The sequence below is a fragment of the Paenibacillus sp. FSL R5-0923 genome (assembly GCF_038009145.1).
Classification (GTDB): domain Bacteria; phylum Bacillota; class Bacilli; order Paenibacillales; family Paenibacillaceae; genus Paenibacillus_AQ.
The window spans coordinates 2,878,845-2,891,078 of sequence record NZ_JBBPAT010000001.1 but is presented as its reverse complement, the minus strand read 5'-3'; the positions used below and the strand labels follow the sequence as shown (position 1 = coordinate 2,891,078).

16 protein-coding genes are annotated in these 12,234 nt (G+C 43.9%); 1 reads left to right on the top strand and 15 read right to left on the bottom strand.

Annotated features, from left to right (window positions below):
• Positions 1 to 16: 16 nt before the first annotated feature.
• From bshA to MKX35_RS12835, 6 genes are read right to left on the bottom strand one after another with little or no spacing between them, the layout of a single operon-like run.
• Entirely contained in the window at positions 17 to 1,174 is a 1,158-nt protein-coding gene (gene bshA / locus MKX35_RS12860; RefSeq protein ID WP_076299584.1) for an N-acetyl-alpha-D-glucosaminyl L-malate synthase BshA, read from the bottom strand.
• 20 nt (positions 1,175 to 1,194) lie between these two features.
• Positions 1,195 to 1,905 (bottom strand): bacillithiol biosynthesis deacetylase BshB1, encoded by a 711-nt coding sequence (gene bshB1, locus MKX35_RS12855; RefSeq protein ID WP_076299583.1) that lies wholly within the window; start codon positions 1,903 to 1,905, stop codon positions 1,195 to 1,197.
• Positions 1,902 to 2,324, bottom strand: coding sequence for a methylglyoxal synthase (locus MKX35_RS12850; RefSeq protein WP_042129517.1), 423 nt, complete (start codon positions 2,322 to 2,324; stop codon positions 1,902 to 1,904). The genes bshB1 and MKX35_RS12850 overlap by 4 nt, the downstream gene beginning before the upstream one ends.
• Before the next feature lie 15 nt (positions 2,325 to 2,339).
• Positions 2,340 to 3,143, bottom strand: a complete 804-nt coding sequence (gene dapB, locus MKX35_RS12845) for a 4-hydroxy-tetrahydrodipicolinate reductase (RefSeq protein ID WP_042190132.1) — start codon at positions 3,141 to 3,143, stop codon at positions 2,340 to 2,342.
• A 33-nt stretch (positions 3,144 to 3,176) separates the two neighbouring features.
• The gene (locus tag MKX35_RS12840; RefSeq protein WP_076299582.1) at positions 3,177 to 3,698 is read right to left on the bottom strand and encodes a tetratricopeptide repeat protein; all 522 of its coding nucleotides are present in this window, start codon (positions 3,696 to 3,698) and stop codon (positions 3,177 to 3,179) included.
• Between the two features lie 59 nt (positions 3,699 to 3,757).
• Positions 3,758 to 4,087 (bottom strand): nucleotide pyrophosphohydrolase, encoded by a 330-nt coding sequence (locus tag MKX35_RS12835; RefSeq protein WP_036676271.1) that lies wholly within the window; start codon positions 4,085 to 4,087, stop codon positions 3,758 to 3,760.
• Between the two features lie 168 nt (positions 4,088 to 4,255).
• On the opposite strand from MKX35_RS12835, the gene MKX35_RS12830 reads away from it, so the two are divergent.
• On the top strand, positions 4,256 to 5,125 hold the full coding sequence (locus MKX35_RS12830) for a YitT family protein (protein WP_042190138.1): 870 nt from the start codon (positions 4,256 to 4,258) through the stop codon (positions 5,123 to 5,125).
• 139 nt (positions 5,126 to 5,264) lie between these two features.
• Here MKX35_RS12830 and MKX35_RS12825 read toward each other — a convergent pair whose 3' ends face one another.
• The 9 genes from MKX35_RS12825 to MKX35_RS12785 form a co-directional block, all read right to left on the bottom strand.
• Positions 5,265 to 6,164 carry a sporulation protein YpjB gene (locus MKX35_RS12825; RefSeq protein WP_076299581.1) on the bottom strand — a complete coding sequence of 300 codons (900 nt, stop codon included), beginning with the start codon at positions 6,162 to 6,164 and terminating at the stop codon, positions 5,265 to 5,267.
• A gap of 155 nt (positions 6,165 to 6,319) precedes the next feature.
• The gene (locus tag MKX35_RS12820) at positions 6,320 to 6,961 is read right to left on the bottom strand and encodes a DUF1405 domain-containing protein (RefSeq protein ID WP_256716306.1); all 642 of its coding nucleotides are present in this window, start codon (positions 6,959 to 6,961) and stop codon (positions 6,320 to 6,322) included.
• A 93-nt stretch (positions 6,962 to 7,054) separates the two neighbouring features.
• Positions 7,055 to 7,927, bottom strand: coding sequence for a menaquinol-cytochrome c reductase cytochrome b/c subunit (locus MKX35_RS12815; protein ID WP_042190142.1), 873 nt, complete (start codon positions 7,925 to 7,927; stop codon positions 7,055 to 7,057).
• Positions 7,928 to 7,953: 26 nt separating this feature from the next.
• Positions 7,954 to 8,625 (bottom strand): menaquinol-cytochrome c reductase cytochrome b subunit, encoded by a 672-nt coding sequence (gene qcrB / locus MKX35_RS12810; protein WP_042129529.1) that lies wholly within the window; start codon positions 8,623 to 8,625, stop codon positions 7,954 to 7,956.
• A gap of 6 nt (positions 8,626 to 8,631) precedes the next feature.
• The gene (locus MKX35_RS12805) at positions 8,632 to 9,186 is read right to left on the bottom strand and encodes a QcrA and Rieske domain-containing protein (RefSeq protein ID WP_042190144.1); all 555 of its coding nucleotides are present in this window, start codon (positions 9,184 to 9,186) and stop codon (positions 8,632 to 8,634) included.
• Positions 9,187 to 9,425: 239 nt separating this feature from the next.
• On the bottom strand, positions 9,426 to 9,845 hold the full coding sequence (locus MKX35_RS12800) for a DUF2487 family protein (protein WP_076284571.1): 420 nt from the start codon (positions 9,843 to 9,845) through the stop codon (positions 9,426 to 9,428).
• A gap of 204 nt (positions 9,846 to 10,049) precedes the next feature.
• Positions 10,050 to 10,229, bottom strand: coding sequence for an IDEAL domain-containing protein (locus tag MKX35_RS12795; RefSeq protein ID WP_042129535.1), 180 nt, complete (start codon positions 10,227 to 10,229; stop codon positions 10,050 to 10,052).
• Positions 10,230 to 10,474: 245 nt separating this feature from the next.
• Positions 10,475 to 11,557 (bottom strand): hypothetical protein, encoded by a 1,083-nt coding sequence (locus MKX35_RS12790; protein ID WP_076299580.1) that lies wholly within the window; start codon positions 11,555 to 11,557, stop codon positions 10,475 to 10,477.
• Between the two features lie 89 nt (positions 11,558 to 11,646).
• A complete protein-coding gene (locus MKX35_RS12785; RefSeq protein WP_042190151.1) occupies positions 11,647 to 12,234 on the bottom strand; it encodes a histidine phosphatase family protein in 588 nt (195 codons plus the stop codon).

Genomic DNA, 12,234 nt, shown 5'->3' with positions numbered 1-12,234 from the left:
TTTCATTACGAACTCCTTACCCCCTGACTGTATCCAGTCTAGGTACCTTGCGCCCGAGCACACGGTAATATATATCCTCATACTGACTTGTAATCGAATCCTTACAGAAATCTTTGCAGGCCGTTTCCAGACAAGCTTGTCTGAACTGCTCCACCATGCGATCATCCGATAGGAGTTTGATTGCATATTTCGCCATAGTTTCTGTATCACCAATTGGAGCAATGAATCCTGTCTTGCCATGTTCTATGAGCTCCGGAATGCCTCCGGTTTGCGAACCTATAGTCGGAACACCACAGGCCATCGCTTCCAGGGCGACCAGACCAAAGCTTTCCTTCTCAGAAGGTAACAGAAGAAGATCAGCCAACGAAATAACTTGAGCAATCTCATCCTGTCTTCCTAAGAAGCGGACTTTATCATCCAGACCCATTTCACTGATCTTAGCTTGAATCTTAGGAAGATCCGGCCCTTCGCCAACAAGCAGCAGACGTGAAGGGATTTCACGATTCACTTTAGCAAAGATATCGACAACATCGCTTACCCTTTTAACTGGGCGGAAGTTACTGATGTGCATCAAGATCTTCTCCTCAGGAGAAGCAAAATCTTCTCGCAGATTCGATACATCCCGTGGATAATAGACACGATGATCAACGAAGTTATAAGTGAGGTCGATCTCGCGCGTAATATCCAGCACTTCTCGTGTTTCTCTAATGAGATCCTTCGATACGGCTGTTACGGCATCACTTTCATTAATTCCAAGACGGATTAGATCTTTTAGCGATTCATCCTGTCCAAGTACCGTAATATCAGTGCCATGCAAAGTCGTTACAACTTTTATATCATTACCAAGCATCTGCTTAGCAAGGAAAGCACAAACAGCATGCGGAACGGCGTAATGAACATGAAACAGATCTAAATTCTGCATTTTGGCAACCTGAGCCATCTTCGTAGCAAGTGCTAAATCATAAGGAGGATATTTGAATACATAATAATCATTAACCTCTACCTCATGGTAAAATATATTTTTCTGGAATTTCCCTAACCGAAACGGAATGCTGTGTGTAATAAAATGAACTTCATGTCCCTTCTCGGCCAAGAGTTTTCCTAATTCAGTCGCTACTACGCCTGAGCCGCCAAGAGACGGATAACAAGTGATGCCTATTTTCAAACGATCCATATTCCGTCCCCTTCTATACCTTATATAGTTTGATCCCCTGCAGTAAACAGATCTACTGCATAGGGAACTTTTGTTGCAAACCCTTCCGCATAGGGAATAAGTCTCCGCTGTCCAAGCAACATATCTCTGGAACGAACACGTTCAATATAACCTTCCGTTAGCGGTGTGGATACAGCATCGGCACCGAGCGGCTTGGTGAACTGGGAGCGATAGCAGGACAACGCCTGCTCCTTCAGCCCATATTGTTTAGTAACATCTACAATAAGATCCGTACGTCCTAGATCATTTATAAAATAAAAAAACAGCTGTGGAGCCGGAACTGCCGGCTTGTCCGGCATATATTTACGTAGTTTAGCATTAAAAACAGCCTCTTCTACTAACTTACTGCACGCAATATGATCCGGATGACGATCTTCCCAATAAGGAGCAAAAACAATCGCAGGAGCAAACCGGCGAATTTCTGCTGTCACAGCGGCCACATGCTCTTCTGTTATAAACAGCCCTCTGTCAGATAAACCCAAATTCGTCCGCACAGACACGCCAAGCAGATCAGCAGCTTGCTGTGCCTCTTTCATGCGTAGCTCAACAGTACCGTTCGAGGACATTTCCGCAGCTGTTAAATCGCACAGACCTACTTTTAGTCCTGCAGCGGTATGCTTCGCAATCGTACCTGCCATTCCGATCTCCGCATCATCCGCATGAGCCCCAAATACAAGAATGTCCAGCTTCATTCATCAACACCTGGTTTGTATTTATGGACGAGTTCACGCCAAGCAAAGTCACCACGATCAATCGCCTTCACAAGCACCTCAGCTGTTGCGATATTCGTTGCTACAGGGATACCATATACGTCACATAGACGAAGTAAAGCTGTAATATCTGGTTCATGTGGCTGTGCCATTAATGGGTCGCGCAAGAAAATAATAAGATCCAATTCATCTTGGGCTACCATTGCCCCAATTTGCTGATCTCCACCCAATGGTCCTGACATATAGCGATGAATCTTCAAGCTAGTCACATCCATGATCCGTTGGCCAGTAGTCCCCGTAGAAAATAGTTCATGACCTACAAATACATGCTCATAGGCTAATACAAAATTTACGATTTCATCTTTTTTACGATCATGTGCAATAAATGCGATCTTTAACATGGTGTTCTCCCCTGTCTATTCTATAAAGTGCTCAAATCCATAGATCAAGCCAGTGTATCCCATTACCTTTTGAATACCCATCTTAACGCCTGGCATATAGCCTGCTCGCTCATAAGAATCATGCCGGATTTTTAAGGATTGTCCGAACCCACCAAAAATCACTTCTTCTTGGGCAAACACACCAGGAAGACGGACACTATGTATCCGGAATCCATTATAGTAACCCCCACGCGCACCCTCAATCGTTTCTTCTTCTTTAGGGTTTCCTTGACGAAGCTCTTCCCGTACTTCTGAAATCATCTCTGCTGTTTTGACTGCAGTTCCGGATGGAGCATCCAGTTTTTGGTCACCATGATACTCGATAATCTCCAGATGTGGAAAGTATTTTGAAGCTTGAGCCGCAAATCTCATCAACAGAATAGCCCCTATGGAGAAGTTCGGAGCAATAAGTCCACCTATCCCCTGGTCTTGACACTGCTTGTCCAGTTCCACAATTTGCTCCGGTGTGAATCCGGTTGTACCGATAACCGGACGCACTCCATATTTAATGGCTAGCACTGTATTCATATACGCTGATTGTGGTGTAGTGAAATCGACCACAACATCTCCGTTGCTTCCCGCGAGGGCAGCCTCAAGATCTGAAGTTACAATAACTCCTGAGTCTTCGAGACCTACTAGACGGCCTGCATCTATATCCATTGTTGAACGATCTACCGCAGCCGCTAGTTCCAACTCTTCGTCCTGCAGCACAAGTTTAACAACCTCTTTACCCATTCTCCCGCCTGCACCGGATACGATAACTCTGATCTTGTTGCTCATATCTTTTCATCCTCGCTTTCACTAGTTATATAGTTACTGCATATACGATTGTATGGATTTCTGAAGGTCTACCATCAATTCTCGCAAGCCAGAATCATCCGGATGTAAAGAAATCACTTCTTTCAAGGCGGCCATAGCCTGCATATGTTCATTCACCCGACTATGTGCGATGGCAAGCCATACATAAGCATCCCCATATAATGGATCAAGGGTGATGGCCTCTTTAAGTAGCGTAATCGGATGATACGGGTTACGAGTTCTGTTATCTTCATCTTCTATCAACCGCTTAGCTTCCTGTACATGCATCATAGCTTGAAGATGCTGTAGATGTAGACTATACTCAGGTTTGCTGCCATCTAACTTCATAGCCACCTGAGCATGAACTAAAGCTTTATCTAGCATACCACTGCGGGCATACGTTATGGAACAACGATATCTGACTTCAGCATCAGCCGGACTTGCTGCAATCGCGGCTTCAAAGCAAACAATAGCTTCTGCAAAGTCACTACGCAATATAGAGCGATAGGCTTCTCTTACATAATCCCTTTGATCCATATCCTCACCATCCTCACGGCTAAATCCCGTTCGTTTGGTACAGCATATGTTATAGAGGCCTAATCGGTGTCTTTTGGTGTCCAACGACCAGCGTCTCGGGTATTAAACTTATGCATGACCTTATTATGTGCTTCAGTCAAATCAATCCCAAGAGAATTTGCAAAACAAACAGTAATAAACAAAATATCTCCCAATTCAAGCTCTATAGAATTCTCTGCTTCATCAGATTTCTTCGGCTTCTCACCGAATTCATGATTGACTTCCCGCGCCAACTCTCCGACTTCCTCGGACATGCGGGCTAACATAGACAGCGGACTGAAGTATCCTTCTTTAAATTGCGATATATAAGCGTCTACTTCACGCTGAATGTCACCAAGACTTTTGTCCATAAAATGTATCTTTGCCCCCTCTGTATATCTTGCCTTCTGTTTGCCCCTATGTTATCGTAAAGACGTTTTGAAGACAAATCTTTTTTGAATATTTTAACACCCGCAAGAAAAGGTATACTTATTATAGGAAAAGAAAAACTGCCTAAACAAGGCCTAACGAGGGATTCCATGAATTCAAACAAGGTAATTTCAATCAGCAAAACAGTTGCCCCTATCATGCTCGGAACCGCAGTATATGCATTCGGACTACTGTATTTCATCATTCCCAGTCAACTAATGGAAGGCGGCGTAACGGGAATCACACTGCTGCTTAATTATGCCTTTGACATTCCAATCTTTTTAACAACACTCCTTATCAATCTCCCATTGTTTCTGCTCGGTTGGAAAGTTCTAGGCGGCCGCCAAATTGTATACACAGGGGTAGGAATCGGATCTTTGTCCCTTTTCTTGTGGATCTTCGAAAGATTGATCTCTGCTGGATGGATTGTTCCTTTCAGTACCGAACATGACTTTATTCTTGCTGCACTATACGCAGGGGTAACACTTGGAACCGGGCTTGGGATTGTGTTCCGTTTTGGTGGCACTACAGGTGGCGTAGACATTGTGGCAAGAATTCTGGGACGGAATTTCGGCTGGAGTATGGGGCAGATTATTCTGGCCATCGACATTTTCATTATCGGCTCTTCCATCTTCTATATTCCCAAAGAAAAAATTCTATACACACTCGTTGCAGTGTTCATCGCATCGCGTGTCATCGATTTTATCCAGGAAGGCGCTTATGCCGCCAAAGCATTTACAATCATTAGTGATGAGGCACCCCAAATTGCTGATCTAATAACTGCTGAACTAGAACGAGGTGTAACACTCATCCCTGCAATCGGTGCGTATTCTAAGCAAGCCAAACATATGGTGTACTGTGTAGTTTCAAGGCAGGAAATTCGCCGTCTTAGTTTACTGGTCAAATCGATTGATCCGCACGCGTTCGTAATTATTAGCGATGTGCACGACGTACAAGGCGAGGGATTCAGAGAAACATAAAATATCCCCACAAAGTGGGGCCTTACTTCGATACGTACTCAGGTACTTTGCGGGGCCCCAAATATATAAGTTTTGATTCGTTAAAAAAGGAGCGGGGGATTCTTCCCCGCTCCTTTTACTTATTTATATAACCATTCCACTAAATTGGTTTGAAGTTCTGATTCTCTCCACGGTACTTACGATAACCCGCATAAGCTAATACAGCGATAATAAACCCTGCGGCTAGTCCTCCCCAAATCCCAAATTCTTGTGAGGCCAGGGGTACTGACAAAGCCGGCTCATCCTTCTCTTTTCCGAACATTACCCGCACAGTATCCTGACCATAAGACACGATTTCAAGCAACCGGGCCCGTTCGATTTTTTGTGAGGAAGAAGGAATGCCTGCGGCATAAGAGAGCCAAGAATCAAAAGCATTTACAACTTCAGGTTTCCGAGAGACGATCACCGCTGGCCGGATATTTTCATACCTGCCCTGTAGCCTCTCTACAGCCGTTTTCCATCCCGCCAGATCATTTGTAGCACCACTTTGCTCCATCGCATTTAAATCCTCGCGAATTAGCTTATAATACTGAAGCCAAATGGGTTGTCCGGGTTGATTCAGACTGTTGGCAGCTAATCGTAACCTGGTAGCTGTAGCCTCCAATTGCTGCTGAGATACTTTTGCACTTGCCACAGCAGCCTTCAGGTCCATAATGACCCCTGACAACGCATTAATGCCCTCTACAGAGGTCATTCCTTCAAAAGAAGAGGACACTATGATCCTAGAGATCTCTTCGGTCTCTTGTCGGACCTTCATCACATCCCCTTCCAAGACATACCCATACAATGCCTCAGCGGCTTGTTCTAGCTGCTGTGCTCCAGTCTTTCCGCTCATCACTGTCAAACCGTTGCCCGAACTAACGTCGGCGCTTTGCTTCGAAACCTTGCCAGAACCTTCACCAGCATTCCCTTGCGCTGCTGAAGCTTTTTCAACATTCATGATGGTCAGTAACCAGCAAAACACTAGAATAACCAACACATAATATCTCCCTCGGAGCATGAGACATCCCCCTCCTACCTAAGAAGAAACGACGTTGTCGTCTTTATTAGACGATATTCGTTTCTCGTAAAATTATAAGGATAAAGTATAGTATAAAACTTATACTTCTTATAATTCTAAATGTATGGCAGGCGGACAAGGGTTAGAACCGCTTACTAGAACCTGTTCTTAAACTGATAGATAGAGTCTACGGGTCTTTGTCTACTACTAAACAACCAAGCAACAATTACACTAAACACCGTAAGCGCCATCGTGAAATATTGCACCTGTGTGACATCATCATTCAGTACAGAAGGTAACCATGGGTATATTCCATAGGAATAGTCCAGCATATCGTTAGCAAGGGTCCAGAACAGCGCTAGCGGAATCATTTTGCGGAAAGAAAAGAATCGTGCATAGATCAAAGCTTCTACCGCCATCCCCAAATGAGAGATCACCAGCATCCAGTCTTTCCAAACTAGAATATCTCCTTGATAACCTCCAGCAAAAATCATACTTACTGCCCAAATCCCATACTTCACAGACGTCACAACCGCTAACGCCTCAATAAGCTCCCTTACATTGTTTCCCGTATAGCTTTTTGGAGGAAAGAGCATTAGCAACAGCGCCAAGGTAAAGAACAAGCTTGCGGTTGGACTATCTGGAACAAACGGGAGCAGCCAAAGCGGAAAGTTAGCCGCCGTGAACTCCAATTGATTGCCATACCATATGTAGCCATAAATGGTACCGAGAAGATTCACAATAAATAACAACCAAATGATTCCTCGGTGCTTAAACAGTTTATCAAGAACGGACATACAGATCATTAACCTCCCAAGTAGTGGCAACTTTACATTTAGACATACAAAAACCTGACCGCAGTTTCGATCAGGTTTTGCGTTATTTTTATTTTACTGTTCGCTTTTTTGTTTGGCAAGCCAGTCTGCCAAGGCATCAATGTCTTGATCCGAAAGCCCCGCTCCCAGAGCAATATCATACATCTTCGGCATCTGTCCTTGACCCTCTTTTATAATAGTAAGGATTGCTTCTTTATCATGGGTGTCCCCAACGCCGCGAAGTGAAGGCCCGCCTGCCCCTTTCAAATCCGCCGCATGACAAGAGATGCAAGTAGCTTGCTTAAACAGCCCCATAGCCGGATCATCCTTATCTACAATCGCTACTTCCTTTGCCTTAACTGCACTCGAGGTTGGAAGCCCCTTCGCCCTATTCTCTGCCGCCTTCTCTTCCCGTTGAACATCTTCAGGAATTTGACCAGTTTCAGCCATTTCATGTTTGTATTCCGTCCAAGCGGTATTTGTTAAGTACACAATCGCCGCTAGCGATAAGAACATCAAAGATGAAGCGATCGGTCTACGATAGAAGCGACGTTCTCTGCCCGTGTCAAGAAATGGTGCTAAAAGAAGTGAACCAAAAGCTACACCGGTTACACCTAATGTACCCAGAACGATATAATCACCTGAAGCATAAGGAAGCTTCAAATACTGATAGAGAAACAAGAAATACCAGTCAGGAATTGGGATAACCGTAGCACTCGCATTCGCTGGAAACCCTAGCGGCGCTGGCTCTGAAATAGTAAGCACTAATATTCCTACAAGTACAACGACACCAACCATCCATTCTTTCAGTAGAAAGTTAGGGATAAAGGCTTCCGATTTACCAGGATAGGCTGAATAGTCTGGAGGTGTGATAAATCCATTGCCTTTACGAACTCTGGTATCACCGACATATACAACCTTTTCCTTAGAATTGTTTCCATGTGCCATCCGTATTCCTCCTCTCTTAGATTAACTTACAACGGTCCAGAAATCCCTTGTCTGCGGATCATAATAAAGTGTCCTACGAGCAGACTAAGAAGCACCGCTGGGAGGAAGAATACATGAAGTGCGAAGAACCGAGTCAACGTTTCTGCACCAACAATCGTACCGCCTTGCATAAGTTCTTTCAATACGGGTCCCATCACTGGAACAGAGTTAGCAATTTCGAGTGTTACTTTAGTCGCGAAGTAAGCTTTATTGTCCCAAGGCAATAAGTAACCCGTTAAACCAAGCCCCAACATTACGAAGAAGATGAGCATTCCAACTACCCAGTTCATCTCACGCGGAGCTTTATAAGAGCCTGTAAAGAAGACGCGCATCGTATGAAGGAACATCATAACAATGACAAGACTGGCACCCCAGTGATGCATTCCGCGAACAATTTGTCCAAAGGCAACACTAGATTGTAAATACTCAACACTTGCATAAGCATTGATAATATCTGGAACATAATACATCGTTAAGAACATACCCGATAAGATCTGAATCACTGTAATAAAAAAGGTCAGTCCGCCAAAACAATACACAAACGCAGAGAAGTGATGGGCCGGGTTAACATGCTCAGGAACCTCGTGGTCGGCCACGTCTCTCCAAATTGGCGTAACATCCAAACGTTCGTCAATCCAGTTATAGACATTTTTAAACATTAGAACCTACGCCTCCTCACTAGCTACTGTATTAGGCACAATATCACCCAAAAGAACCCACCCGTTATCAAATTTCGTTTTATACTGATCAAGCGGTTTTGGAGCTACTTCGAGATTTTTGCCGAGTTTGGTATAACGCGCACCGTGGCAAGGACAGTGATACTCGTCCGGATGTGCCTTATCATTGTTCCACCCAACCGTACATCCTAAATGTTTACAAATGGGTGAAAGCGCATAAATATCACCCTTTGCGTCTTTACGGATCCACGCAGTCAGCGTCGCTGTGCTGTCGTACCATCCGTCTTTCTGTTTCAATTCAAACGTAAACTCTTGGGGCTCTTCGGTGATTTTGCTAATTTCAGCAACCTTTATAAAATCACCTGCGCCCTTCTTATGTAATATTGGGTCCACGACAAAACGGACCATTGGGAGAATTGTACCTGCCCCCATAAAAGCAGTAGCGCCACCTAGCGTGTAGGTCAAAAATTGCCTGCGCGACATCTCTTTACGGCTGGGTGGTTGTTCAGGCCAAATATCCTGTTGATCATTATGGCTGCTCATACTGTTATATAACCCCCTTCTCAAGATATAAGAAAGTATCTAAGGTGTCCGATCAGAGATGCCTTACTATAAATAATCCGTTTTCAAATCTTTTCAATGAAATACATCACATACCATTTCGATTCAACCTAATAATAGCTTAGGCACTAAAACCCGTCAAGAATATTGTCTAATTTGTGACAGGCCAAAAAGTGATTTTCACTTACAATTGTTGATTTTCTGTCACATTTAAAAGAGACTCACCGTCCCCACATCTTTTGAATTTTCATACCAATATCACTATTAATCTTACCTTCCAGAGAGCCCTCAATGATAGGCAGAGAGAGTACTAAATCGCTTTCAAAAATTTCTTGTTCCAGAAGTGCTATATCTGCTGTTAATACCACGGCATACTGGAAACCACTGGATTTGACTTTTCGGCAAACCTCATTAATTAGACCGACATATCCTTCCCCTCCATACTGAATCGCTGGGTAAGTTACAATCCGTCCCTTAAACGGTATTTCCACCAAATCCATAAAATCACGTAATCTTTCTAATGCTTGAACCGTCTCAGGGGGACTCTCGGACCCACTTAATCCTGTAAAAGGTATGAGACATGTATCATAGAACTTTCGATTTTCTTCCCACTGTTCAACTTCAAAATCACTGAATTTCATTAATGTCATCTCCCTATTTGCGATCCTTCTTCGCATCCACTTTTCACAAATTTGCCCGATGTTATAAATCCCATTATATTGAAAGAGGAAGACAAACGTCTAGATTTAGATTTTCACCCGTCTTCCTTCACCTCTAATTGATACATAAAGTGAGTTGAACAGGTACCTATTTAATAAAAAAAGAAATGCGCTATGCGCATTTCTTTATGCCAAACTTTTAAGTTCTTCTGTAAGATTTCGAAAAGCCAATTTATCTCCTGTAGCCAGCGCCGTGTCAATCTCACGGTGCAAGATGTCGGAGCGACGCTTTCGCAGCGCTTCATCCCACACCATTTCTGCCGCAAGTCCTAGCATCACTTCGTACGTAGCCTTCATTTTGTCCATTCGATACACCTCCGCTGTTTAAGAGATCCTTATTACTTTAATATTTTGATATCCATCAAGATGATTTTGTTTTCGGTTTCAAAAGTGACGGCACCTACTAAATCATATTCAACAATCCTGTCTACGTTCTACATATTTACCCATTCTGATCAATACTTCATCTATTGTTCCTATCAACAACCAAAGCGAAGTCCTCATCTACGTATGTAATCCCCATAAGCATTTGCTTGTATGCCTTCATACTACTATAGATGTTTAGGCACGGCTATCTCCATCCCCCACGGCGTCATCATCACAGTGAGACCAGCAGTAGTCTCCCCTAATTTAAGCATCCCAAGGTGCACCATCATCCGAATAATTCGTTGCTCCAGAATAGAGGCAGCATTGTCATAATAGAACGGTTTAATTAACCACCCAATACCATCCACTAATGAAGGTACGCTCACCCAATTCCCAGCACTAATGCTTACCCAATACACAAGTGAAGGCAGGTTTGGTACAGCCCCCTTATATAGTTTTAACCAAAAAGAGAATATCTGCATCAACGAGTCACATTTTCCGTCGGCTAACACTGCCTCTCCTGTCGCCGTAAGCCTTAGCCGAAAACCTTCTTCAGTGATCCAGCGGCGATGACGAACATAATCATACAGGAGCGCTAATCTAGGCGGATAATGCTCACATGCCCTACCATAACCAAATCTCCAGCCGCCTTTGCTAAGAAGATCCTCCGGAATATGAAGTGCATTCATCACTCCTTGCTGATACCGCCTATACATTGCCCCTTCCTGATTAAGCTCTGGCTCATTTTCCTTGATATATCTCAGAAGCATAACCAGATCACTTAATAACAATTCTCCTTCATTTCGATACATGGCTGGTTCAGAGCTAACCGCAACCTTATCCTTGATATGTGCGCTCATCGTCTCACGAAAGCGCTCTTTCAAGTCTTTAGGCACTTGGAACAAGTATCTGGTTTGCTGGGAGGAACCGCTAAAGAGCCAGCCTCCGCTTTTGAAACGAGACACCATTTCTCGGAAGCCTCCGGTCTTTCCTTCTGGAGCATCAAAAGAAGCCTGTCTAGCTACAGCCAACAAATCTTCCAGACTAAAGTAGCTGCGTTCATCAAAAAGTAATGTATTCAGAAACCGTAGATCCTCCGGAGTACATTCCCGGATATGAGACTCCATAAAACTTCTGCTTCCAAGCATAATCAAAATACTCTGGATCAAGTCATGTTTGGAATTCTGCTTGCATTCACACCGGTAGCGTCCCGCTATGGCGGTCAGCTGTCCAATATCTGCATAAGTGAGCATATCCGCCAGATTCATGTTTTATCGCCTCACCGTTTTACTACCATTATGGGAAATACAGCCCTTTTTATTCCCCTTTGCGCAAAAAAAATAACCCGATGCACGGGTTAACGCTGATTTTGCAGGATATGGCGAGTACAATTATATAGAATAGGGTTCCATTCCCGTTCTTTTTTCTCCAAAATTGTCAGGGATAAATTCCCAATTCGCTCAGAATACTTATCTTTGTAAAATGCAGTATACAGTTGAGCGAGGAACCCTCCATGAGATATAACTAGTATGTTCCGATTGGGATGCTGCGCAGAAATATCCTCCATAAAGGCAAGTGCACGTGCTTGAAGCTGTTCGTCAGTTTCTTGACCAAGTGAAAGCTGACTCCAATCTTTCCCCCACTTCTCTTCACGCTCAGCGGCAGTAAGTCCTTCTACTTGCCCGTAGGCACGTTCCCGGATCCGATCATCAGGATCAAGCAACGGTACATTTAATTTATCAGCGATGATCTTGCCTGTCTCTGCTGCCCGGGAAAGGTTACTTGTAATGCAATAATCCCAGCGATACGGCTCTTGTAATAAGCGGTCAGCAAGCATAGCAGCTTGCATCCGTCCTTCATCATTAAGCGGAATATCACTTTGCCCCTGTATCTTTCCAATTGCGTTCCAGTCCGTCAATCCATGGCGTATCAAGCCGATTAGCAT

Coding starts and splice junctions, on each gene's coding strand:
- bshA (WP_076299584.1), bottom strand. CDS start 1,174: ATGGATCGTTTGAAAATAGGCATCACTTGTTATCCGTCTCTTGGCGGC.
- bshB1 (WP_076299583.1), bottom strand. CDS start 1,905: ATGAAGCTGGACATTCTTGTATTTGGGGCTCATGCGGATGATGCGGAG.
- MKX35_RS12850 (WP_042129517.1), bottom strand. CDS start 2,324: ATGTTAAAGATCGCATTTATTGCACATGATCGTAAAAAAGATGAAATC.
- dapB (WP_042190132.1), bottom strand. CDS start 3,143: ATGAGCAACAAGATCAGAGTTATCGTATCCGGTGCAGGCGGGAGAATG.
- MKX35_RS12840 (WP_076299582.1), bottom strand. CDS start 3,698: ATGGATCAAAGGGATTATGTAAGAGAAGCCTATCGCTCTATATTGCGT.
- MKX35_RS12835 (WP_036676271.1), bottom strand. CDS start 4,087: ATGGACAAAAGTCTTGGTGACATTCAGCGTGAAGTAGACGCTTATATA.
- MKX35_RS12830 (WP_042190138.1), top strand. CDS start 4,256: ATGAATTCAAACAAGGTAATTTCAATCAGCAAAACAGTTGCCCCTATC.
- MKX35_RS12825 (WP_076299581.1), bottom strand. CDS start 6,164: ATGCTCCGAGGGAGATATTATGTGTTGGTTATTCTAGTGTTTTGCTGG.
- MKX35_RS12820 (WP_256716306.1), bottom strand. CDS start 6,961: ATGTCCGTTCTTGATAAACTGTTTAAGCACCGAGGAATCATTTGGTTG.
- MKX35_RS12815 (WP_042190142.1), bottom strand. CDS start 7,927: ATGGCACATGGAAACAATTCTAAGGAAAAGGTTGTATATGTCGGTGAT.
- qcrB (WP_042129529.1), bottom strand. CDS start 8,625: ATGTTTAAAAATGTCTATAACTGGATTGACGAACGTTTGGATGTTACG.
- MKX35_RS12805 (WP_042190144.1), bottom strand. CDS start 9,186: ATGAGCAGCCATAATGATCAACAGGATATTTGGCCTGAACAACCACCC.
- MKX35_RS12800 (WP_076284571.1), bottom strand. CDS start 9,845: ATGAAATTCAGTGATTTTGAAGTTGAACAGTGGGAAGAAAATCGAAAG.
- MKX35_RS12795 (WP_042129535.1), bottom strand. CDS start 10,229: ATGGACAAAATGAAGGCTACGTACGAAGTGATGCTAGGACTTGCGGCA.
- MKX35_RS12790 (WP_076299580.1), bottom strand. CDS start 11,557: ATGAATCTGGCGGATATGCTCACTTATGCAGATATTGGACAGCTGACC.
- MKX35_RS12785 (WP_042190151.1), bottom strand. CDS start 12,234: ATGCTAATCGGCTTGATACGCCATGGATTGACGGACTGGAACGCAATT.